22 protein-coding genes are annotated in these 20,299 nt (G+C 59.0%); 14 read left to right on the top strand and 8 right to left on the bottom strand.

Going from position 1 to position 20,299, the window contains the following annotated elements; translation table 11 throughout:
• Nucleotides 1-77: 77 nt before the first annotated feature.
• Complete coding sequence (locus HPQ64_RS10605) at nucleotides 78-1,274, top strand: lytic murein transglycosylase (protein WP_172888302.1); 1,197 nt, start codon at nucleotides 78-80, stop codon at nucleotides 1,272-1,274.
• 71 nt (nucleotides 1,275-1,345) lie between these two features.
• Here HPQ64_RS10605 and HPQ64_RS10600 read toward each other — a convergent pair whose 3' ends face one another.
• Together HPQ64_RS10600 and yidD are read right to left on the bottom strand one after the other, a co-directional pair.
• Complete coding sequence (locus HPQ64_RS10600) at nucleotides 1,346-2,107, bottom strand: Stf0 family sulfotransferase (protein ID WP_172888301.1); 762 nt, start codon at nucleotides 2,105-2,107, stop codon at nucleotides 1,346-1,348.
• Between the two features lie 138 nt (nucleotides 2,108-2,245).
• Nucleotides 2,246-2,581 (bottom strand): membrane protein insertion efficiency factor YidD, encoded by a 336-nt coding sequence (gene yidD / locus HPQ64_RS10595; RefSeq protein ID WP_172888300.1) that lies wholly within the window; start codon nucleotides 2,579-2,581, stop codon nucleotides 2,246-2,248.
• A 319-nt stretch (nucleotides 2,582-2,900) separates the two neighbouring features.
• Here yidD and HPQ64_RS10590 point away from each other — a divergent pair, with 319 nt between their 5' ends.
• Nucleotides 2,901-3,314, top strand: a complete 414-nt coding sequence (locus tag HPQ64_RS10590; protein WP_172888299.1) for a universal stress protein — start codon at nucleotides 2,901-2,903, stop codon at nucleotides 3,312-3,314.
• A gap of 53 nt (nucleotides 3,315-3,367) precedes the next feature.
• On the top strand, nucleotides 3,368-4,984 hold the full coding sequence (locus tag HPQ64_RS10585; RefSeq protein ID WP_172888298.1) for a BCCT family transporter: 1,617 nt from the start codon (nucleotides 3,368-3,370) through the stop codon (nucleotides 4,982-4,984).
• A gap of 70 nt (nucleotides 4,985-5,054) precedes the next feature.
• On the opposite strand, the gene HPQ64_RS10580 is transcribed toward HPQ64_RS10585, so the two are convergent.
• Nucleotides 5,055-5,510, bottom strand: a complete 456-nt coding sequence (locus HPQ64_RS10580; protein ID WP_172888297.1) for an iron-sulfur cluster assembly scaffold protein — start codon at nucleotides 5,508-5,510, stop codon at nucleotides 5,055-5,057.
• Between the two features lie 236 nt (nucleotides 5,511-5,746).
• On the opposite strand from HPQ64_RS10580, the gene folE reads away from it, so the two are divergent.
• Both folE and hisI read left to right on the top strand, forming a co-directional pair.
• A complete protein-coding gene (gene folE, locus HPQ64_RS10575; protein ID WP_172888296.1) occupies nucleotides 5,747-6,382 on the top strand; it encodes a GTP cyclohydrolase I FolE in 636 nt (211 codons plus the stop codon).
• 26 nt (nucleotides 6,383-6,408) lie between these two features.
• Entirely contained in the window at nucleotides 6,409-6,864 is a 456-nt protein-coding gene (hisI, locus tag HPQ64_RS10570) for a phosphoribosyl-AMP cyclohydrolase (protein WP_172888295.1), read from the top strand.
• 52 nt (nucleotides 6,865-6,916) lie between these two features.
• Here the strand turns inward: hisI and HPQ64_RS10565 are convergent, their stop codons facing one another.
• Nucleotides 6,917-7,933, bottom strand: a complete 1,017-nt coding sequence (locus tag HPQ64_RS10565) for a polyprenyl synthetase family protein (protein ID WP_172888294.1) — start codon at nucleotides 7,931-7,933, stop codon at nucleotides 6,917-6,919.
• A gap of 271 nt (nucleotides 7,934-8,204) precedes the next feature.
• Here HPQ64_RS10565 and HPQ64_RS10560 point away from each other — a divergent pair, with 271 nt between their 5' ends.
• The 4 genes from HPQ64_RS10560 to HPQ64_RS10545 all read left to right on the top strand — a co-directional run bounded on the left by HPQ64_RS10560 (nucleotide 8,205) and on the right by HPQ64_RS10545 (nucleotide 11,450).
• Nucleotides 8,205-8,444 (top strand): putative signal transducing protein, encoded by a 240-nt coding sequence (locus HPQ64_RS10560; protein WP_172888293.1) that lies wholly within the window; start codon nucleotides 8,205-8,207, stop codon nucleotides 8,442-8,444.
• Nucleotides 8,441-9,217 carry a tRNA1(Val) (adenine(37)-N6)-methyltransferase gene (locus HPQ64_RS10555; protein ID WP_172888292.1) on the top strand — a complete coding sequence of 259 codons (777 nt, stop codon included), beginning with the start codon at nucleotides 8,441-8,443 and terminating at the stop codon, nucleotides 9,215-9,217. Before HPQ64_RS10560 ends, HPQ64_RS10555 begins: the two co-directional genes overlap by 4 nt.
• Nucleotides 9,218-9,305: 88 nt before the next feature.
• The gene (locus tag HPQ64_RS10550) at nucleotides 9,306-10,301 is read left to right on the top strand and encodes a Gfo/Idh/MocA family protein (protein ID WP_172888291.1); all 996 of its coding nucleotides are present in this window, start codon (nucleotides 9,306-9,308) and stop codon (nucleotides 10,299-10,301) included.
• A 33-nt stretch (nucleotides 10,302-10,334) separates the two neighbouring features.
• Nucleotides 10,335-11,450: a DegT/DnrJ/EryC1/StrS family aminotransferase gene (locus tag HPQ64_RS10545; protein ID WP_172888290.1), complete on the top strand. Its 1,116-nt coding sequence runs from the start codon at nucleotides 10,335-10,337 to the stop codon at nucleotides 11,448-11,450.
• On the opposite strand, the gene HPQ64_RS10540 is transcribed toward HPQ64_RS10545, so the two are convergent.
• The gene (locus tag HPQ64_RS10540; RefSeq protein ID WP_172888289.1) at nucleotides 11,442-11,837 is read right to left on the bottom strand and encodes a c-type cytochrome; all 396 of its coding nucleotides are present in this window, start codon (nucleotides 11,835-11,837) and stop codon (nucleotides 11,442-11,444) included. The two genes, HPQ64_RS10545 and HPQ64_RS10540, sit on opposite strands and share 9 nt — an antisense overlap.
• A 134-nt stretch (nucleotides 11,838-11,971) precedes the next feature.
• Nucleotides 11,972-13,531: a cryptochrome/photolyase family protein gene (locus tag HPQ64_RS10535; protein ID WP_172888288.1), complete on the bottom strand. Its 1,560-nt coding sequence runs from the start codon at nucleotides 13,529-13,531 to the stop codon at nucleotides 11,972-11,974.
• 101 nt (nucleotides 13,532-13,632) lie between these two features.
• On the opposite strand from HPQ64_RS10535, the gene HPQ64_RS10530 reads away from it, so the two are divergent.
• Nucleotides 13,633-14,568: an AAA family ATPase gene (locus HPQ64_RS10530; protein WP_172888287.1), complete on the top strand. Its 936-nt coding sequence runs from the start codon at nucleotides 13,633-13,635 to the stop codon at nucleotides 14,566-14,568.
• A gap of 1 nt (nucleotide 14,569) precedes the next feature.
• Nucleotides 14,570-15,808 carry a vWA domain-containing protein gene (locus HPQ64_RS10525; RefSeq protein ID WP_172888286.1) on the top strand — a complete coding sequence of 413 codons (1,239 nt, stop codon included), beginning with the start codon at nucleotides 14,570-14,572 and terminating at the stop codon, nucleotides 15,806-15,808.
• Nucleotides 15,809-15,848: 40 nt separating this feature from the next.
• Here the strand turns inward: HPQ64_RS10525 and HPQ64_RS10520 are convergent, their stop codons facing one another.
• Both HPQ64_RS10520 and HPQ64_RS10515 read right to left on the bottom strand, forming a co-directional pair.
• On the bottom strand, nucleotides 15,849-16,280 hold the full coding sequence (locus tag HPQ64_RS10520) for a CBS domain-containing protein (RefSeq protein ID WP_172888285.1): 432 nt from the start codon (nucleotides 16,278-16,280) through the stop codon (nucleotides 15,849-15,851).
• 245 nt (nucleotides 16,281-16,525) lie between these two features.
• Complete coding sequence (locus HPQ64_RS10515; RefSeq protein WP_172888284.1) at nucleotides 16,526-17,281, bottom strand: rhomboid family intramembrane serine protease; 756 nt, start codon at nucleotides 17,279-17,281, stop codon at nucleotides 16,526-16,528.
• Between the two features lie 467 nt (nucleotides 17,282-17,748).
• On the opposite strand from HPQ64_RS10515, the gene HPQ64_RS10510 reads away from it, so the two are divergent.
• The 3 genes from HPQ64_RS10510 to HPQ64_RS10500 all read left to right on the top strand — a co-directional run bounded on the left by HPQ64_RS10510 (nucleotide 17,749) and on the right by HPQ64_RS10500 (nucleotide 20,247).
• A complete protein-coding gene (locus HPQ64_RS10510; RefSeq protein ID WP_172888283.1) occupies nucleotides 17,749-18,378 on the top strand; it encodes a PAS domain-containing protein in 630 nt (209 codons plus the stop codon).
• A 151-nt stretch (nucleotides 18,379-18,529) separates the two neighbouring features.
• Nucleotides 18,530-19,150 carry a PilZ domain-containing protein gene (locus HPQ64_RS10505; protein ID WP_172888282.1) on the top strand — a complete coding sequence of 207 codons (621 nt, stop codon included), beginning with the start codon at nucleotides 18,530-18,532 and terminating at the stop codon, nucleotides 19,148-19,150.
• Nucleotides 19,151-19,725: 575 nt separating this feature from the next.
• Nucleotides 19,726-20,247 (top strand): transglutaminase-like cysteine peptidase, encoded by a 522-nt coding sequence (locus HPQ64_RS10500; protein ID WP_172888604.1) that lies wholly within the window; start codon nucleotides 19,726-19,728, stop codon nucleotides 20,245-20,247.
• Nucleotides 20,248-20,299 lie beyond the last annotated feature (52 nt).

Raw genomic sequence — 20,299 nt, 5'->3', positions numbered from 1 at the left:
TCCGTTGCCAGCCCTGACAGGCCGGAAGAGGACCGCTAGACTGCTGCCGTGTCGTCAACGGGAAAGCAGAACCCTCCATGCCCGCCTTCCAGCGCATTTCATGCCTTGTTGCCACGGTTGTCCTGATATTGATGCTTGGTGCGACAGGGCCACAAGCCGCCGGTTTTCAGTCCTGCATCGAAAGCCTGAAAGCGCAGGCGATCAATGCCGGCGTCGCCCCGCGTATCGCGCAGGCCGCGCTCAGCAATGTCGCCTACGACGAGAAGGTGATCCGCTTTTCCAGAAGCCAGCCGGAATACAAGACGCCGATCTGGGATTACATGGCTTTTCTTGTCGATGAAAAGCGCATTTCCGACGGCAGGAAGATGCTGCGCAAACACGGCCGCACCCTGAAGGCGGTGGAACGCGCCTATGGCGTCGACCGGCACGTCGTTCTGGCCGTTTGGGGCGTTGAAAGCGATTACGGCCAGGAAACCGGGGATTTTTTCGTTCCGCATTCGCTTGCCAATCTTGCGTGCGCCGGAAGGCGTGCGAAATATTTCCGCTCCGAGCTTTTCGAAGCTCTGAAAATCGCCTCGCGCGGGGACGTTGCCCTGAAAGACCTTAACGGCTCATGGGCGGGCGCCTTCGGCCAGACCCAATTCATGCCCTCGACCTACCGCCGGCTCGCCGTCGATTTCGACGGTGACAAACACGCCGATCTTGTCCGCTCGGAAGCGGACGCGCTCGCCTCCACCGCCAACTACCTGCGCAGTGCAGGCTGGCGAAAGGGGGAAGCCTGGGGCTTCGAAGTCAGGGTCCCGAAGGGATACCAAGGTCCGTCGGGCCGCAAGCGCACGGCATCCCTCTCCTCTTGGGGCAAACGCGGCGTTACGGCACTGAACGGCAAGCGCGTCGGCGGAGGTACGAAAGCCGCTCTTCTGCTCCCTGCGGGGCGCAACGGTCCGGCTTTCCTCGTCTTCCGGAATTTCAACGCGATCTATTCCTACAACGTCGCGGTATCTTATGCGCTTGCGATTTCCCATCTTTCGGACAGGCTGAAGGGCGGCGGCGAGTTCCAAACTCCATGGCCGACCAACGATCCTGGCCTTTCGCGCGCCCAGCGCCTGCAACTGCAAAAGCTGTTACTGCGCGCCGGCTACGATATTGGCGAGCCCGACGGCAAGGTCGGCCCCGCGACAAGGGCGGGCATCAAGCAGGCGGAGGCGCGCTTCGGCATGCCTCAGACCGGACGGCCGGGCACGAAGATCTATCGCGCGCTCGGCGGGCGCTGAGCCGCTTATAAAAACAGGATCCATCGGCTACGGCCAACATACGTAAAAAGCGGTCATCCAGTTGGAGGCGATCAAGCTATCTCGTTTTCCATCCGGAAACGCGCCGCCCAGTCTTCATTTACCTCGTCAGCCAGCTTTGCGACACCGGGTATCACGCCATTTGCGGCTTTACGATCCAATCCCAGATGATCGAGGATCTCACGCAAGACCTCGATTGGGTCGGACGAAAATTTTTCGTAAGTGATGCGAAGTGGTTCTATTCCTTGCGCGTCGAACCAAGCCTTCCAATCAAGATCGAAGGTCGTGAACCTGTCGAAACATTTTTTGATATCCTCAGCGCAGTAACTGGGCGCGTTCGACGATGGAAGGCGTTCCAACTCCGTACCGTCAGGTGCTACGTGCCAAAGCCCCGTTTGTTCCGCTCTCACGTAAGATACCGCCTGTCGAATTTTGTCCAGTCTGGTCAAATGGATGAACAACGTTCTTCCGAAGGCGTACTCGAAACGCTCCGAATCCCCCCCTGCTTCCGGGTGTAGCACTGCAAGCTTACGGGTGAAAAAATCGAAACTATGTCTTTGCAACCGCAGCCCGAACATGCCTGTGTCGAGACTGCCTTTTGCGATTGCCGCTTTAAATATCGCTGCAAGTGTATCGCGCTCCGAAGCCGAGGTTTCTGGCTTCAGGTTGAAACATACAAGCCAATCGGAGATTGAGCCGCTATGAAAGTAAGAATCCGGGTTTCCGGAGATGCCGGTAGCCGCCAATAAATTGCACAACAGTGTGCTGCCGCTGCGGGGCGATGTACAGATCACATATGAGTCAAATCCTGGCATAGCCGTTTCCCAAATCATAAAAAGCGCCCAACGGAATTTTATCGGTTATTCAGCGCTTTGCCGCAATTGACAGTCCATATCGCCGTTGTCTGCAAACGCGACTTCCGGCCAGTTGCTTCGTATGGCCCTTTGGTTTTTTCAATCAAGGCGTGTACCCGAATTGATATTCGCGCCGCGCCAGTCGCCATAGCGCCACGGCAAGTACCAGCGAGCGTTTTCTGGAAGATCTTCGGGCACGGGATCGAATCCGCTAGGCCCGCCCGGGCGGCAGCGCATGATGCGTGCAAGGCCGACCCAGCCGCCTTTCCACAAGCCAAAACGGGCGATAGCACCTTCCGTATATTCCGAACAAGTGGGCGCATAACGGCAGCTTCTGCCCAAAAACAGCGAGAACGTATGTCGATAGAATTGGATAGCCCCCCTTGCCAACAGGGATGGCAATCTGCGACAAACATATAGCAACTTGTGTGTCATTCGCTGCTCGTTCCCACGTGGTATGCGTCCTCTCCGTTGTTGCGCCGCAGTATAATCAACTGCATTTCGTGATGTCGGTTCCGTGCAAATCGATGTCTGATTCAAATGAATCATTCAATTCTCACGCTTCAATACTCAAAGTGCACGGCGTCTACATCGTTCGACTTGGTCAGGTCGCATGAATTCGAGTTCAGGCACCTCTGTTTTCGGCTGCGTCGGGACCCGGGAAATAGGGATTTACCGTGTTGCGGGCGAAATCGGCTGTCGATGCATCAGGTCCTGAAACCGAGCCGTGAACTCAACCGTTCGGAGGCAAAACATGTACAAGAAAATCATGGTCCCCGTGGATCTTGCACACGCGGACCGTCTGGACAAGGCGCTGACGACCGCCGCCGACCTTTCCAGACATTACAAGATTCCAGTGTGTTACGTCGGAATAACTGCGACCACGCCAGGCCCGGTCGCTCACACTCCGGAAGAGTTCAAATCGAAGCTCGATGCCTTCGCCAAGGATGAAGGCGCCAAGCGCGGGATCGATGCCTCCTCGCTTGCCAAGGTGAGCCATGACCCGAGCGTCGATCTCGATGAAACACTTGTTTCCGCATTGAACGAAATCGGAGCCGATCTCGTTGTCATGGCTTCGCATGTTCCAGGTGTACCGGAGCATATCTTCGCATCGAACGCAGGCTATCTCGCATCGCACGCACCCGTATCGGTCCTTGTCGTGCGTTAAGCGCCTTCACACCGCACCGTTTCGTCAAAGATCCAACCAACGAGTACAAGACGATGTCCGATCAAGCCGACATGCTAAGCCCCGACGGGGAAGCCAATATCATCGAAACCGAATACGAGGTGGGCCAAGACAACATACAGACGAACATCGGGCCATTCGGCCTCGATATTCACAACCCGGTTTTCATGATTTCCGGGCTTACAATCGTTGCCTTCGTACTCTTTACCCTCGCCTTCCAGGACGCCGCCGGACCGTTCTTCAATGATCTGCGCGGCACGATCACATCCATCTTCGACTGGTTCTTCCTGTCAGCGGCGAACATCTTCGTCATCCTCTGCCTCGTGCTGATCGTCACTCCGCTCGGCAAGGTCCGTCTCGGGGGCACTGAAGCGGTTCCGGAATATTCCTATACCGGCTGGTTCGCGATGCTTTTCGCCGCCGGCATGGGCATCGGTCTCATGTTCTACGGCGTGTCCGAGCCGATCTCTCATTTCTCGTCCTCGCTCGCGGAAGGGGCTGGATCGCCGGAAAGCTGGGCACCGCTTGCCGGTGCCGCCGGCAATGAGGCGGAAGCCCAGCGCCTTGGCATGGCCGCCACGATCTTCCACTGGGGCCTGCACCCTTGGGCGATCTATGCCGTCGTCGCGCTGGCGCTCGCGCTTTTCTCCTACAACAAGGGCCTGCCGCTGACGATCCGCTCCATCTTCTATCCGATTTTCGGTGAAAGGGTGTGGGGCTGGACCGGCCATATCATCGATACGCTGGCGGTTTTCGCGACGCTTTTCGGCCTTGCCACCTCGCTCGGCTATGGTGCGGAACAGGCCAACGCCGGCCTCGAGTTCCTGTTCGGCTGGACGGTTACGGACACGTCGAAGGTGTTCTTGATCATCGCAATCACGGCGATTGCGTTGATTTCGGTCGTCGCCGGCCTCGATGCGGGCGTCAAGCGCCTGTCGGAAATCAACATGGTGCTCGCCGCCATGCTTTTGCTGTTCGTCACGCTCGTCGGCCCGACGACCGAGATCATCCGCGGCTTCTTCGCCAACCTCGGCGCCTATGCCGAGTATCTGCCGTCGCTGTCGAATCCGTTCGGGAGGGCGGACGACAACTTTCGCCAGGGCTGGACGTCGTTTTACTGGGCGTGGTGGATTTCCTGGTCGCCGTTCGTGGGCATGTTCATCGCCCGCGTCTCGCGCGGCCGTACGGTGCGCGAATTCATCACTTGCGTGCTCATCATCCCGTCGCTCGTTTCCGTCTTCTGGATGACGGCTTTCGGCGGGACAGCGATCAGCCAGATCGTCAACGACGGTTATACCGCCGTTTCCGACGCGTCTCTCGAGCTGAAGCTCTTCGTCATGCTCGACCAGCTGCCGCTGGCGCAGATCACGTCGTTCATCGGCATCATTCTGGTGATCGTGTTCTTCGTGACATCATCCGACTCAGGCTCCCTGGTGATCGACACGATCACCGCGGGCGGCAAGGTGGATGCACCGGTGCCTCAGCGTGTGTTCTGGGCCTGTTTTGAAGGTCTTGTGGCGATCGCCCTCCTTCTGGGTGGCGGCCTTGGCGCATTGCAGGCGGCAGCTGTCTCCACCGGCCTGCCGTTCACGCTGATCCTTTTGCTCGCGTGCTACGCGATCATCAAGGGACTTCGCAGCGAACCGCGCTGAAACACGTTCCACGATAGAAGAAGGGCCGCGCAGCGCGCGGCCCTTTTGCTACCTTTGTTCCCGCGGAAGTTCAGACAGATGCCGTCTGCTCCAATCCCGTTTTTTTCTCGATCTGGTCGATGGCATCCACCACCGCGTCAAATGTAAGCAACGTTGAAGCATGCCGTGCCTTGTAGTCGCGCACGGGCTCCAGAAATTTACAGTCCTCGAACCGCCCTTCCGGAGGCGGTCCATTTTCCTTCAGCATCCTGCGCATCGTCTCGCGCACCTTGCGGAGTTCATCGAAGCTCGCTCCCACGATATGGTGCGCCATTATGGAAGACGAAGCCTGCCCCAGCGCGCAGGCTTTCACGTCATGGGCAAAGTCGGTCACGATGCCGTCTTCAGCCTTGATGTCGACGGAAACCGTCGATCCGCAAAGCTTCGAATGCGCCTTAGCGGAAGCGTCCGGCTTTTCCAGATGCCCCAACCGGGGTATATTGCCGGCAAAATCAAGGATCTTCGCGTTGTAGATATCGTCGAGCATGCTCGCCTCTTCGTGAAGCCGGGTGACTTCACAGTGTTTCGATCTCTCTTATATAGATCGGATCGTGATATCGAAACTCAAGCCACCGGATGTTAGGGTCTGGACCCTAATAGATCGTCCGTATCACGCAAATGCCTTATGCGTCGTATTTGAAGTGATTCAAGCCGCGCAGCGGAATGGTCCAACCCACGTGCTGGAGCGTAGGATTGAGGAATGGTTCGAACGAGGAGGTCCTTATGGACGCCATTTTGAAGCCGATCGGAAAGGCGACCGACAGTGATGCGTCCGGTCGCCCGGTCGAGCGTCCCAGCCGTGAAGAGGCCGAATCGGCCGTGCGCACCCTCCTGGCCTGGATGGGCGACGACCCCGACCGCGAAGGACTCCTCGATACACCGAAACGTGTGGTCAAAGCCTATAGCGAAATTTTTGGCGGCTATTTCGAGGATCCGGCGGATCACCTGAAGCGCACATTCGAGGAAGTCGGCGGCTACGAGGACATTATTCTGGTCCGCGATATTCCGTTCAATTCCCATTGTGAGCACCACGTCCTGCCCTTCGTCGGCGTCGCACACATCGCTTACTACCCTTCAAATGGCGTCGTAGGCCTGTCCAAGATCGCGCGAGTGGTCGATATTTTCGCACGCCGCCTTCAGACGCAGGAAAACTTGACTGCCCAGATCGTCTCCGCCATTGACGAGCAATTGAGCCCGCGCGGCACCGCCGTCATGATCGAAGCCGAGCACCAGTGCATGAGCATGCGAGGCATTCGCAAGCAGGGCGTTTCAACGGTCACGACCCAGTTCACCGGCGTCTTTCAGGACGATCCGGCCGAGCAGGTCCGTTTCATGACGCTGGTGCGCGGGGGACGCTGAACCGCCACGGCGAAGAAGGATCACGGATGGACGACACGATCTTCGCCGAACGCGGCACAAAGGCCGAAATAGAAACCGGCGACCGGCTTCAGCCAAAATTCGATGAAGACGGCCTGATCGTCTGCGTCGTAACCGACGCGGACGACGGGGCCATTCTCATGGTCGGCTACATGAACGGCGAGGCGCTCAGGCGTACCATCGAAACCGGTGAGGCGTGGTACTGGAGCCGTTCCAGGCAGAGCTTCTGGAAGAAGGGCGAAACTTCCGGCCAGATTCAAAAAGTGGTGGAAATCCGTACCGATTGCGACCAAGACGCGATCGAGCTTCGGGTGCGCGTCGAAGGAAATGGAGCGACCTGCCACGTGGGCTATCGATCCTGCTTCTTCCGAAAGGTGGAAAAGCGGCCCGACGGCTCCATCGGGCTCGTATATGCGGGCGGCGAGCGCGTCTACGACCCGAAGGACGTTTACGGCGAGCCCTGAGGCACCCCAGATGCGATCTATAAGGGCGGCCGGCCGAAACCGCCCTTTTCTCTCAGTAAACCCGGGAAATGCAGAATTCGACCGCTTCCGCGAGCGCGTCACGAATTTCGCCTTCCGGCAGCGGCTGGAGGGCGGAAAGCGCGCTGGCGCCAAAGCCCCGCGCACGCTCGATCGTATCGGTGAGCGCATCGGTACGCTTTATCAGTTCGATCGCGTGGTCCAGGTCCCCGTCCTCGAGTTCATGCGTTTCGAGGCAGCGTTTCCAGAACGCGCGATCTCCGTCCGATCCGCGCTGTACAGATAGAATCACAGGGAGCGTGATCTTTCCTTCCCGGAAATCGTCGCCGACCTGCTTTCCGAGCGCATCTGCCGAACCGCCATAGTCAAGCGCATCGTCGACAAGCTGGAAGGCTAGGCCCAGATCCATGCCGTAGCGGCGGGCCGCCTGTTGCATGCCGTCCGGCGCTTCGGATATCACCGGACCGACTTCGGCGGCAGCCGCGAAAAGTGCCGCCGTTTTTGCCTCCACAACCTTCATGTAGCGACTTTCGTCGGTCGCTATGTTGTGCGCGGCCCCGAGTTGCATAACTTCTCCCTCGGCGATCACCGCGGAAGCCTCGGATAGGATCCTGAGGGCCTCCAAAGAGCCGACGTCGACCATCATCTTGAAGGCTTGCCCCAAAAGATAGTCGCCGACCAGCACACTTGCCTGGTTGCCCCAGAGCTTGCGCGCGGCCAGCTTGCCCCGGCGCATGTCGCTTTCGTCGACCACATCGTCATGCAGAAGCGTTGCGGTGTGCATGAATTCCACGCTCGCCGCCAGCGTGACGTGCCCGTCGCCGCGGTAGCCGAACATGTCGGCCAGCGCGAGGGTCAGCATGGGCCGCAGCCGCTTTCCGCCCGAAGAGATCAGGTGGTGCGCCACCTCGGGGATCATCTCCACGTTCGATCCTGCCTTAGATAGGATCAGCTGGTTTACGGCCTGCATGCCACGATCGACGAGGTCGACCAGAGGCTGGATGCTCGGATCCTTGCTTTTTTCGCCCGAGATTGAAGCAACAACGCCCACGTGAATGGCCCTTTTGGATCAATCCGCCCCAGCGGATCGGGTCCGGCCGGCAGCGCATTGCTCTAACGAGTGTGTACGACTGGAGCCTCGGCGAGGATTTGTGCTGCTCGGGCCTCAGTGTCGATTTTCGCCGGACAATAGGAGCCAGAACGCCTCGCGGCAAGACGGGAGCGACTTCACAGACAGTCAAACCGGCGCAATTGTTGGATCGAACAGTGCCGCATCATCGTTTATCGTATACCGAAAGGGGATTCTCGGACGAGACGAGGGAATGGAAGAACTCATCAGAACCAATGATATGGTGCTTATTTCCTTCATCGAGGCGCTTCTGGACGAAGCGCGGATCGAGCATATGGTGCTTGATACGAACATGAGCATTTTGGAAGGATCGCTGGGCGTATTGCCGCGCCGCGTGCTCGTCGAGGGCGAGCGGCTGAACCAGGCCAAACGCGTCCTGCGCGACGCCGGCCTCAGCGCGGAGATCGAGCCTTCCTCGCAACGCAAATCATGAACGACACCACCCGCGACGCATTTCTCGGCGGACAGGTGATGGTCGAGCAGCCGGCCAGAGGCCGCCACCGTGCGGGCCTCGATGCCGTATATCTCGCAGCCGCCGTGCCGGAGGGTACGACAGGCCATGTCGTCGACCTTGGATCGGGTGTCGGCACGGCCGGTTTCTGCGTGGCCGCCAGACTTGCGGGCGTCCGCGTTACCCTGGTCGACAGCGACACCCATGTCCTCGCGCTGGCGGAAAATGCGCTGAATTTCTCGGAAAATGCGCATTTCGCTGATCGAATCTCGATCCTGGAAGCAGATATCGAGGCGCGCGGCACGCAAAGGCACGCCAAAGGCCTGACACCCGGCTTCGCCGACCATGTGATCATGAACCCGCCCTATTATCCGGGCGGCCGGTTTCGCGCTTCGCCAGCCGATGCGCGCGCATCCGCCCATGTGCTTGGGGAGCAAGGGCTGGAGCCATGGGCGAAAACGGCGACCGATATCCTGCGCGAAGGCGGAAGCCTGACGGTGATTTTCCGCGCCGATGGGCTGGGCGAACTTCTGAACGTGCTGGAAGGCCGTTTCGGCGCGATTGACGTAATTCCCTTGCATCCACGCACCGAGGCGGCCGCCACGCGGGTTATCCTTCGCGCCGTGCGCGCATCCCGCGCGCCTTTACGTCTGCTTGCTGGCTTCGTCCTTCATAAGGGCGAGGGTTCGGATTTCACCGATGAATCGCGCGCTGTCATGCGTGACGGTATGGGGCTGACGTTTCCAGCGAGGTGACCCTTCTCGCAAACCGCGATTCGACCGCGCGAGCCGAATTCTCAATCGCCCCATCACGATGTTATGATGATGCGAAAACGGAAAGCGGATGAGCGACTTGCGTGATCAAACGGGGCTGAGCGCCGGTTCAGTCAGACTGGCGATCGTGGGCGTCGGCCGCTTCGGCAGGATCCACGCCATGAAGCTTGCGCAGATGCCGGAGGTCGATCTGATCGGCATCGCCGACATCGATCGCGACCGCGGCGGAGAGCTCGCACATGGGTTGTCGGTTCCCTTCACGCATGATTACCGCGATCTGATCGGCCACTCGCAAGCCGCCGTGATCACGGCAACGACTTCCGCACATCATGATATTGCAGCGGCATTCCTGGAGACCGGCTCGGACGTCTTCATTGAAAAGCCAATGGCAACGACCGCGGTCGAGGCTGAAGACCTGGTGCAAAAAGCGCGGAAAACGGGAGCCATCCTTCAGGTTGGCCATATCGAGAGGTTTGGCACGCTTTTCAAACGGATCCGTCAATATGCGGACCGGCCGCTCTATATAGAAACGGTGCGCATCGCGCCTTTCGGCCTGCGGGGAACGGACGTGAGCGTTGTCCTTGACGTCATGATCCACGATCTCGATCTCGTCATCGGGCTTGTAGCGGCACCGCTGGAAGAAGTTTCGGCGATCGGCGCACCGATCTTTTCCGAGAACGACGATATCGCCAGTGCGCGTCTCACCTTCGCAAACGGTTGCGTAGCGAATTTAACGGCCAGCAGGATCAGCATGAAGCGCGAGCGGCGCATGCGTATTTTCCAGCAAGATCATTTTCTGTCGGCCGACTTCGACGCCAACTCAATACGCGTGATCCGCAAATCCGCAGGCGCGGGTTCGCCGGGGATCGATACGGAGGACTTCCAGGCTCCCAGGTCCGACCCTCTTCAACTCGAGCTCGATAATTTCATTCATTGCGTCAGAACTCGTGAAAGACCTTTGGTCAGTGGCGAAGAGGGCCGGGATGCGCTCATTGCCGCCATAATGGTCACCGACACGCTCAAAGCACATCATGACAGGCTTCGCAGAAGTGGCCTTGTGGTCTGATTCCAGAGAGACAAAGGATTAGAACGGCCCCTAATGATCCCGATGTTCGACGTCCACGCGGTCGTTAAAAACCTCGGCGAAAGGCTCGACCGGCAATTGAGGGCAGCCATCGAGGACGGACGTTTCATATTGGGCCCGGCCGTCGATGATCTGGAAGACCGGATCGCGCGATATGCCGGCGCGACGAACGCCACGGGCGTCGCCAGCGGGACGGACGCCTTGAGGATCGCGATGCTGTCGCGCCGTATCGGACCGGGAGACGCGGTATTCGTTCCCGCCTTCACCTTCGTCGCCACCGCCGAAGCTGTCGTATCGGTCGGCGCCACGCCGATTTTCGTCGATATCCGGGCAGATGATTTCACGATGGATACGCAAGATCTCGCTCAAAAGCTCCATTCGGTGAAGGCGGAAGGAAGCCTGAGGCCTTCGGCGGTCATTGCGGTCGATCTCTTTGGCCTGCCCGCGCGATACGACGAGCTTGCGCCAATTGCCGAAGATTCGGGGCTCGTTCTGATTGGCGATGCGGCTCAGGCTTTCGGTGCATCTTTGGGCCCGCGCAAGGTCGGAACCCTGGCACCGATCACCGCCCTCAGCTTCTATCCGACAAAACCCCTCGGATGTTTCGGCGACGGCGGCGCGCTCCTTTCCACTGTCGAAGGCGATGACGTGCTTTTCCGGGAATTGCGCCAGCACGGCTTCGACCGTGATCGCCGGACGATCGAGAGGCCAGGGCTGAACAGCCGGCTCGACAGCCTGCAGGCGGCGGTTCTTCTTGCAAGGCTGGAACAGTTCGACGAAGAGCTGAAGCGGCGCAGGGAAATCGCGGGCTGGTATCGCCAGTTGCTTGCCAGCACCGTGATCTGTCCGCAGGAAGTGCCTGACAGGCAGAGCGCGTGGGCCGTATATGCGATTCGCAGCTCGAAGCGCGACGCGATCCGCAGCCGTCTTTCCGAAGCAGGCATCGCAAGCGCCATTTTTTACCCCCGCCCGATCTGCGATTACCAGGCCTATTCGCCCTTCCGGAAATTTGCCGGAGAGCTTGAGGTTTCACGGCAGGTGTGCGGCGATATTCTCGCCCTGCCGATGCATGCCTTCCTGAAAAAAGAGGAAGTGGATCGCGTCGCGGATACGGTCGGAAAATCAGTTTAGCGTCTGGATCGTTTTCAGATAGCCGATAAAGGCGTCGATCTCGTCAGGCTGGAGAATGAATTCCGGCATGTCCGGATGCCCGGTAATGATGCCCTCGGCGAGGGCTTCTTCGAGTGTTTCCACCGGGTAGCGTTTCGAAAGGTCACGGAACGCCGGGGCTCCCGTCAGCGGGCTTTCGCCGCCCTCTCCCACAGCATGGCATCTTCCGCAGCTGTCCTCCGCCAGTTGCCGACCGAGCTGGAGATCGCTTTTCCCCGGAACCGTGACAATATTGGCGACAAGCTCGCCCGGCGTTTCTCCATTGGATTTCTGCTTGGCTTCGGCGTTGGCAGGCAGGGCGCCGAGCCAAAACTGCAACACCACCAGGCTTCCGGCAATCCAGCGCATATTCCCCTCCAGACCGGCCCCGTGCGAGCAGGAACAAGTGGCGCAAGCGTAATTCAAACCCGCGCATGGCGCATCCGTGATCGCACTACCGGCCTGCTTGAGAAGGCACAAATCATGCGCCACAGCGACTTGCTTTATTCAAGAGCATCGAGAAATTCGCGCGCCCGCTTGCGCAACATGTCCACCCGCGCCTCATCCATCCTGTCGAATGTCCGGTAGACCATGCCAAGGCGCGGATTGCCTTCCAGCTTATCCCGATTTCTGGCCATGAAGTCCCAGTAGAGCGCGTTGAACGGACACAGGCTTTCCGGATCCTTCGATTTCGCCGAATATCGGCAATCCGCGCAATAGTCGGACATGCGATCGATATAATTGCCCGACGCCGCATAGGGTTTGGACGCCATCAGCCCCCCGTCCGCGAAAAGCGCCATGCCGTGCGTGTTCGGCAGTTCCACCCATTCGTAGGCGTCGGCATAGACGGCGAGATACCATTCTTCCACCTGCGCCGGGTCGATCCCTGCCAATAGCGCGAAGTTGCCCGTCACCATGAGGCGCTGGATATGGTGGGCGTAGGCATTCTCCCACGTTTCGCAAATCGCGGCGGCCATGCAGGCCATATCCGTTTCGCCCGACCAGTAAAACCACGGCAGATCGCGCTTCGCCCCGAAGAAATTGCCCTTCCGATAATCCGGCATCTTCAGCCAGTAAATCCCGCGCACGTATTCGCGCCAACCAAGGATCTGTCGAATGAAGCCCTCCACGGCATTTATCGGAGCGCGCCCCCCGCGCCAGGCATCCTCGGCCTTGCGACAGATTTCTTCAGGGCAAAGCAGGCCTGCGTTAAGGGGAGCCGACAAAAGCGAGTGAAAAAGGAACGGTGCGCCCTCCTTCATAGCGTCCTGGTAATCGCCGAAGGACGGCAAGCAGGTTTCGATAAAATGGTCGAGCGCGGTCAACGCCTCATCGCGCGTGACCGGAAAATTCATACCCTGAGCCTCGCCCATATGGCCGTCGAACCGTGAATCGACTAGCCGGATCACTTCCCTCGTTGTCTCGTCCGACTCAAAAACCGGTGGGTCGGGAAGTTTTACGTTTTCTGGCAGGCTCTTGCGGTTTTCCTTGTCGAAATTCCAGGCGCCGCCCGCCGGCTTGTCGCCATCCATCAAAAGCCCGGTCTTGCGGCGCATGTCCCGGTAGAACCACTCCATGCGCAGCTCCTTTCGCCCTTTGGCGAATTGCCTGAAGTCCTTAGGAGTTGCAAAAAACCGGCTGTCGACACGGATTTCGACTGGGATGCCCAAATCGGCCTCCCATTTCTTCATGTCCTCAAACACACGCCACTCTCCCGGATGCGTAACGATAACGCGATCCGGGCCGTGGCGCGCCACGGCCCGCTTCAGTTCGCCGGCGAAGCTGCCGGTGTTTTCAGGGTCATCCAGCCGTATGTAGTCGACATTGACCCCGTCTTCTTTCAGGCCTTCGGCGAAATGGCGCATGGCGGAGAGAATGAAGGCGATCTTCTTTTTGTGGTGGCGTACATAGGTCGCCTCTTCCATCACCTCGCACATGAGGACGACGTCGCCTGATTCAAGATCGTCGAGTGAGGATATGCAGCGCGAAAGCTGATCACCGGGAACGAAGCGCAAAGCAGTCAAGGTGTTTGTCCTGAAGACGCGGGATATAAATATTTGCATTCGTTACGAAGCTGTGATGCCTTCGGTTCAACGATTTACTTTTGCCGGGCACGCTTCGGCCGCGCGACGAGCGCGCGAACTTGCGAAATCAGGATATAGCCATGAACGATAATCGCCTGCCCGCCTCGATCGACGAGACGCTCGCCTTGCTCGACAGCGAAGGCTACGTTGCCGACCGGTCGCTTGCGACGGTGCTGCATCTGGCACTGGCAATGAAGCGCCCGCTCTTTCTCGAGGGCGAGGCTGGTGTCGGGAAGACGGAGATAGCGAAAGTTCTGGCCGGTGCCCTCGGCCGCGATCTGATCCGCCTTCAGTGTTATGAGGGGCTTGACGTTTCCACCGCGGTTTACGAATGGAACTACGCCGCACAGATGATTGAAATCCGCGTCTCCGAGGCTGCGGGCGATACCGATCACGAAGAATTGTCGAAGAACGTCTTTTCCGAGCGCTTTCTGATCAAGCGCCCGGTTCTTCAGGCGCTTGAGCCGTCTCTGTCCGGTGCGCCGGTGTTCCTGATCGACGAGCTTGACCGCGCCGACGAGGCGTTCGAGGCGTTCCTTCTCGAGGTTCTTGCCGACAATCAGGTCACAATCCCGGAACTTGGCACGATCCGCGCTGACGAACCGCCGATCGTCATCATCACGACGAACCGTACCCGGGAGATCCACGACGCGCTCAAGCGCCGCTGTCTCTATCACTGGGTCGACTATCCGGACGCGGAGCGCGAGTTGCAGATCGTGCGCCGCAAGGTTCCCGGCGCGCCGGAACGGCTCTCGCGCGAGGTTGTCGCCTTCGTTCAGAAGCTGCGCGCGGACGAAGACCTTTTCAAGCAGCCCGGCGTTGCCGAGACACTGGACTGGGCAACCGCCCTGACCGAGCTGGAGGAAATCGCGCTCGATCCGGAAACGGCGTCCGACACGCTCGGCGTACTCCTGAAATATCAGGACGATATCGAACGCGTGCGCGGCTCGAAAACCCGCCAGATGGTGGAGGATATCCGCAAGGAATTACAGCCTGAACAGAGGCCGGTCGTCTGAGATGCGTGACAACGGCAGCGAAGGCGCTCAGGCCCGCGGCGATGGGCGGATCGTCGACAATATCGTTCATTTTGCCCGTACGTTGAGGAAAGCCGGTCTTCCCGTCGGCCCGGCAAGCGTGGTCGATGCGGTGCGCGCGGTTGAAACCTCGGGCATCACCAGCCGCGAGGATCTTTACTGGACGCTGCATGCCGTCTTCGTGCGCAAGCGCGAACATCGCGTCCTCTTCGACGAGGCATTCCGCATCTACTGGAAAAGCCGCGGGCTTGTCGAAAAGATGCTGGCGTTGCTGTCGCCCGTCGCCCCGCCTCAGGCAGGGCCCAACAAGCCGAAGGCGGGTCAGACGCGCGTCGCCCAGGCGTTTCAAAAAATGCAGGAGCGGGAGGATTCTCGCGAGAAGGAGGAGGTCGAGGTCGACGCCCGCTTCACCGTGTCCGGGAGGGAGGTCCTGCAAAAGAAGGACTTCGCCCAGATGACGGTGGAGGAGATCTTCCAAGCGAAGCGCGCGCTTGCAAGCATGGTGCTTTCAATGGAAAAAGTGCGCCAGCGCCGCCTTATCGCCGCCCCGCGTGGACGGATCGATCCGCGCCGTTCGCTGCGCGCTTCCTTGCGCGCGGGCGGCGACATGATCGCGCTCAAGCACCGCAAACCGGAAGAGCGGCGCCCTCCCCTGGTCGCGCTTTGCGATATTTCCGGGTCGATGAGCCAATATTCCAGGCTTCTTCTGCATTTCCTGCATGCGCTTTCGGAAGAGCGGCGCAACGTTCACACGTTTCTTTTTGGCACACGGCTGACCAATGTGACCCGTCAGCTGAAAATGAAAGACCCGGACGAAGCGCTGGAGGCCTGTTCAGAAGGCGTGGAGGACTGGTCCGGCGGCACGCGCATTGCCACCGCACTGCATGATTTCAACAAGAACTGGTCCCGGCGCGTGCTTTCGGGCGGTCCGATCGTGCTTTTGATCACCGACGGGCTGGAACGCGATACGGATGAAGACCTTGAGCGCGAAATGGACAGGCTTCACCGTTCCTGCCGGCGGCTGATCTGGCTGAACCCGCTTTTGCGCTTCGAAGGGTTCGAGGCGAAGGCGCGCGGCGTGCGCGCCATGCTGCCTCATGTCGATGAATTCCGTTCCGCACACTCGCTGGAAGCCGTTCAGGACCTGGTGGACGCGCTTTCCGGCGAACCGGCCCTGAAGCCAGAGATCGATCCGCGCCATTGGCTGCGCGCGGCAAGCTGACCTGCATCGCGTTGGCCACTGCTTTCCTTGAAGCAGCGTCTCAACTCATCGCAATGTAATGGCGCATTTCGTCGGCTTCGCGCTCGATCTGCGCTATACGGTATTTCACCACGTCGCCGATGGAGATGAGCCCGGACAGCCGTCCGTTCGTCACGACCGGCAGATGGCGGAAACGTCCGGACGTCATCACGCCCATGACTTCGTTCAGCGTGTCTTCCTCCCTCGCGGTGACCACTTCGCTTGTCATGTAGTTTTTCACCGGCTGGTCGAGGGCGCCGTCGCCATCCTTGGCGATCGCGCGCACGATATCGCGCTCGGAAATAATGCCTTTGAGAATATCGCCTTTTTCCGCGACGAGAATTGCACCGATACCGTGCTTGCCGAGCAGCGTACAGATTTCGCGAAGCGTCTTGTCGGCGCTTTCGGTGTAAACGTCACGACCCTTCTCGTTCAGTATCGCGGCAACCGTCATGGCAAGCTCCTCCGTCAGAGACCGGCCCGGCACCTCAAGGGACAACCCGCATCGGCTGTTCGCACTCGAAATAATGCGGACTGCCCGGCATCGAAGGGCGGGAGCATCGCCTCAAGGCCCGCTTGAACGCGGGATGCCCCAGCCTTCCGGAAGAGAACCCCGGACACGCTTCATCGCACTCATTGTGACAAATTTCCGTGATTGCGCAACCAAATAGACCCAACGGCATAAAGGTCCGCGACGGGTTATGCACCGCGGCGGGGAATGGGGTCGAACAGCGGAAACAGTGCAAGACCTGCCAGAAATCCGCCGATATGCGCTTCCCACGCGATCGATGCGCCAGCGCCTGCGATGGGCGCCGACCAGAAACCGAAAAGGATATTTATCGCGAACCAGACACCGAGGAACGCGAGCACCTGCCGGTTTGCGAGCGAGTGGACAAGACCCGTGGCGGGAACGCGGTAGGCTGCTTCATCGGTTCGCCTGATCACGCCGAGCGGGCCTCCCATTTCGAAGACGAAGCGCGATGCCCCAGCCATCTGGCCCGAAATCGCTGCTGATGCGCCGACCATCGGCACCGCCTCGCCGAAATGGGTGGTCAGATGCGCAATCGCGCCGCCGATCGCGCAAAGGGCCGAAAAGACAAGAAAGCGGCCGGCGTGGAAGCGGCGCGCAAGCGCACTGCCGAATACCACCATCCAAAGCAGGTTGATGAACAGATGCATACCCCCGCCATGCAGGAATGCATAGCTGAGGAACGTCCAGATATCGGCTAATTCTCCACCCGGCAAAACCTGTCCGCCCAGCGCGTCTTGCGCGTAGCGGATCGGCAGAAACGCGAAAAGCAGGAGAAAATACGTCTCGCCATCATAGCCGAGCGCATAGACGCGGAACACATGAACGATGATCAGAACGAGTGAAAGCACCGCCACGACCGACGGGATATTGAGCGCGGGCTCATCGCGCGGTGGAAGCGGCGGCTGGGGTTCTTGCTCGGACATACATCGGCGATCTGGCATTGAAGGACTATCGACCACATACGTGGGATTTGCGCCACATTCAATCCGGGCACGGCACATAGCGCCCGGACCAGGACCGCAAGCGGGCCAATTCCCGCGCGAAAAGCCGCCGGCAAAAAAATCCGCCCGGCGCGCCGATGTGGCGTCATCCGGGCGGTTCGATTTCCGCGCCCACCTGTCCTTTCGGACATATGCGGAAAACTGGGCAAGGCCCTTTGAAGTGCTGTCCGTGGATAGATCAGTGACCTTACCCTTACCAAATCGTTCCCCTATTTCAATCGAAACCAATTATTAATATTAACAAAGGGTTAACGGAAAAAGGCAAATGCTGGCATGCTGCATGCTTCATTGTCTGCGAGCCGGGCTTGCAACCGTTCGGGTGTCCCGCATTCGGACAGGTGAACGGTCTCGATAACGAAAAGAACGTTTGGATTGGGACAGGGATTGAGATGAAGCATTCGACGACGCGAAGCCTTTATGAATATTGGGACAATCTTCGCGGGCATCGTCCGGCGCCGGACCGCAGCGAGGTCGAGCCCGGCCAGATCCGCAGCCTTCTGGGCGACACCTTCATTCTGGAGGTAATCGATCCCGTGACCTACCGCTTCCGCCTTGCGGGCACGCGGCTTTGCTCGCTGCACTGCCGTGAGTTGAAAAGCAGAAACATTCTCAGGGGCTGGCGCGGAGAAGACAATCAGGCGCTCGCAACCCTGCTTGCGGCGGTAAGCGACGATGCTGGCGCTGCCGTTCTTGGTGTCTCCGGTCATACCGAACGTGAGCAGACGATAGATATGGAAATGCTTCTTCTGCCCCTGCATGTGCCGGGCGAAGGCTGCAGCCGGGTGCTGGGGTCTTGCGTGGCGCTTCAGCAGCCTTACTGGGCGGGGCTGCATCCGATCCTGTCCCAGTCGATCAAGAGCGTGCGCCTGCTCTGGCCGAACGAAAAGCCCGCTTTTCTTTCCTCCGGTCTCACGTCTTCCGTTCCTGCGGCAGGAGAGCACCAGTATGCAGCCGCGGGGGTCGTCCCGGGAGGAAGACAGGTCGGGCATCTCACGGTTCTGGACGGCGGCAAGATCTGACGGGGCGAAATGCACCGTCCCCAGCGGGTTGCGAATTCGTGAAATCGTAGGCCGCCGATACTTACCGCTTGTTAACCGAACGGAACTAACCTTGTGGACGTTTCCTGAATGGCGGGATAAGACCGCCGGCCTTCAGCAAGGTTAGTGACGGATGGAGAGCGCAAAAGCAGTCGATATCGCCCGCTCGATCGCGGCGAGGAATTCGGACAAGCGCCGTCACAGCCGCGTCAGGGTGAATCTGCTCGGCCGTTACATGCTGGAAGACCGACGCGAATACCCGTGCCATGTCACGAACATGTCCCCGGGCGGGGCGGCACTGATTACCCCGGTCAAAGGACGTGTCGGCGAAAAAGTGATCGCATATGTCGATCATATCGGCCGTATCGAAGGCGAGATCGTACGCGAGATCGAAGGCGGATTCGCCATGTCGATCACCGCCACGCCGCGCAAGCGGGACAAGCTTGCCAATGTTCTCACCTGGCTTGCCAACCGTGACATGCTCAATTTGCCGGAAGACCGCCGGCACGAACGTTTCGTGCCCAAAAAGCCCTTCACGAAGATCGTTCTGCCGGACGGGCGCGAATACAAAAGCCGCATTATCGACGTTTCCCTGTCCGGCGCAGCGCTCAAGACGGACGTCCGGCCGGAAATCGGCCTGTCCATCGCGCTCGGCAAAATGCGCGCCCGCGTCGTCCGCCACACGGAGGACGGGATTGCGGTGGAATTCGCCGCGATCCAGAACCGCGACCTTCTCGAGCACCATATTTCCTGACGTTTCAACCTTTCGCCGAAGATCGAGGCACCTGGGTCGCCCATCTTCTCGCAAACGTACGCCCGGTTTGCGCCGGGCGTTTTCTATTTAAGCGCCCGACCGCCGGTTTCACACAGTCTCTTGTGCCGGTTCCGCGCATGCATCTGCCACCAGGGTCACGGACCCTAATTCCGGCAGGACTCATTTCTCAAGGGTGACATTGCTTTGCCCTCGGAAGCCGAGTGATTTCCACATAGCGTAGCCTCTCGTAGACCACGGATTGGCTACCTTTACCGGAACACATTCCTACTGCCGGCCTCTCTTTATGCCGCTGCGGAAAGATTTTTCAGATAGATATAATTTGAATTAAATTTAGTTTTAACAATAATAAAATTAGATATTGTTTTTATTTTACTTTTTTTAAAAAGATATTTTCGCACTTATCTCAATATAAAATCGTATATGACATGGTGAAGCCAGCCTATGGGGAGGGCTTTACTTTGTCGAACACATCAAACAAACTCAAAACAAGCGCCATGGCGATCTGCTTTCTGATCGCCGGTACTTATATGGCCAAAGCTGAAACTGGCCGGTTCATGGATATTCGCGGCGCGGCATCAATGCCGGTCGGCCATCAGGCATTCTGCGCCGAACATCCGGAAGAATGCCGCGCGAGCGGGCAAACGCCCGTGCTCGTCAAGCTGAACAAGATGCTTTGGGAGGAATTGCTGGCCGTCAACGCCACCGTAAACCGCCGGATCAGGCCCGTTACGGATGCCGAGCTTTACGGTGTCGAGGAATATTGGACCTATCCGAAAAACAGCGCTGGCGATTGCGAGGAATACGTTCTTGAAAAACAGCGCGAGTTGATCTCACGCGGCTGGCCGCGCAGCGCACTGTTGATCACAGTCGTAAAAGACCGGCACAACGCTGGCCACGCCGTGCTCACCGTGCGTACGGACAAGGGTGATATCATTCTCGACAATCAGCTCGAGGTGGTTCTGCCCTGGTATTCCACGCCATATCGCTTTGTGAAGCGGCAGTCGGAGAAAAACCCGGCCAGTTGGACAAGCATTTCCGACACGCGCGTAAGCACGGTTGCGAGTATCGGCAACTGAGAGAACCCGCGGGAGCGGTAAAAGACGAGGCTTGCCCGGTCGCGTCCCCTCC

This window comes from Hongsoonwoonella zoysiae (assembly GCF_013266695.1).
Taxonomy (GTDB): Bacteria; Pseudomonadota; Alphaproteobacteria; order Rhizobiales; family Stappiaceae; genus Hongsoonwoonella; species Hongsoonwoonella zoysiae.
The sequence above is the reverse complement of the archived record's forward strand: the minus strand, read 5'-3'. Positions and strand labels throughout refer to the sequence as shown.

Excerpts from the sequence above, each read along its gene's own strand:
- HPQ64_RS10605 (WP_172888302.1), top strand. The coding sequence starts at position 78 with ATGCCCGCCTTCCAGCGCATTTCATGCCTTGTTGCCACGGTTGTCCTG.
- HPQ64_RS10600 (WP_172888301.1), bottom strand. The coding sequence starts at position 2,107 with ATGCCAGGATTTGACTCATATGTGATCTGTACATCGCCCCGCAGCGGC.
- yidD (WP_172888300.1), bottom strand. The coding sequence starts at position 2,581 with ATGACACACAAGTTGCTATATGTTTGTCGCAGATTGCCATCCCTGTTG.
- HPQ64_RS10590 (WP_172888299.1), top strand. The coding sequence starts at position 2,901 with ATGTACAAGAAAATCATGGTCCCCGTGGATCTTGCACACGCGGACCGT.
- HPQ64_RS10585 (WP_172888298.1), top strand. The coding sequence starts at position 3,368 with ATGTCCGATCAAGCCGACATGCTAAGCCCCGACGGGGAAGCCAATATC.
- HPQ64_RS10580 (WP_172888297.1), bottom strand. The coding sequence starts at position 5,510 with ATGCTCGACGATATCTACAACGCGAAGATCCTTGATTTTGCCGGCAAT.
- folE (WP_172888296.1), top strand. The coding sequence starts at position 5,747 with ATGGACGCCATTTTGAAGCCGATCGGAAAGGCGACCGACAGTGATGCG.
- hisI (WP_172888295.1), top strand. The coding sequence starts at position 6,409 with ATGGACGACACGATCTTCGCCGAACGCGGCACAAAGGCCGAAATAGAA.
- HPQ64_RS10560 (WP_172888293.1), top strand. The coding sequence starts at position 8,205 with ATGGAAGAACTCATCAGAACCAATGATATGGTGCTTATTTCCTTCATC.
- HPQ64_RS10555 (WP_172888292.1), top strand. The coding sequence starts at position 8,441 with ATGAACGACACCACCCGCGACGCATTTCTCGGCGGACAGGTGATGGTC.
- HPQ64_RS10550 (WP_172888291.1), top strand. The coding sequence starts at position 9,306 with ATGAGCGACTTGCGTGATCAAACGGGGCTGAGCGCCGGTTCAGTCAGA.
- HPQ64_RS10545 (WP_172888290.1), top strand. The coding sequence starts at position 10,335 with ATGATCCCGATGTTCGACGTCCACGCGGTCGTTAAAAACCTCGGCGAA.
- HPQ64_RS10540 (WP_172888289.1), bottom strand. The coding sequence starts at position 11,837 with ATGCGCTGGATTGCCGGAAGCCTGGTGGTGTTGCAGTTTTGGCTCGGC.
- HPQ64_RS10535 (WP_172888288.1), bottom strand. The coding sequence starts at position 13,531 with ATGCAAATATTTATATCCCGCGTCTTCAGGACAAACACCTTGACTGCT.
- HPQ64_RS10530 (WP_172888287.1), top strand. The coding sequence starts at position 13,633 with ATGAACGATAATCGCCTGCCCGCCTCGATCGACGAGACGCTCGCCTTG.
- HPQ64_RS10525 (WP_172888286.1), top strand. The coding sequence starts at position 14,570 with ATGCGTGACAACGGCAGCGAAGGCGCTCAGGCCCGCGGCGATGGGCGG.
- HPQ64_RS10520 (WP_172888285.1), bottom strand. The coding sequence starts at position 16,280 with ATGACGGTTGCCGCGATACTGAACGAGAAGGGTCGTGACGTTTACACC.
- HPQ64_RS10515 (WP_172888284.1), bottom strand. The coding sequence starts at position 17,281 with ATGTCCGAGCAAGAACCCCAGCCGCCGCTTCCACCGCGCGATGAGCCC.
- HPQ64_RS10510 (WP_172888283.1), top strand. The coding sequence starts at position 17,749 with ATGAAGCATTCGACGACGCGAAGCCTTTATGAATATTGGGACAATCTT.
- HPQ64_RS10505 (WP_172888282.1), top strand. The coding sequence starts at position 18,530 with ATGGAGAGCGCAAAAGCAGTCGATATCGCCCGCTCGATCGCGGCGAGG.
- HPQ64_RS10500 (WP_172888604.1), top strand. The coding sequence starts at position 19,726 with ATGGATATTCGCGGCGCGGCATCAATGCCGGTCGGCCATCAGGCATTC.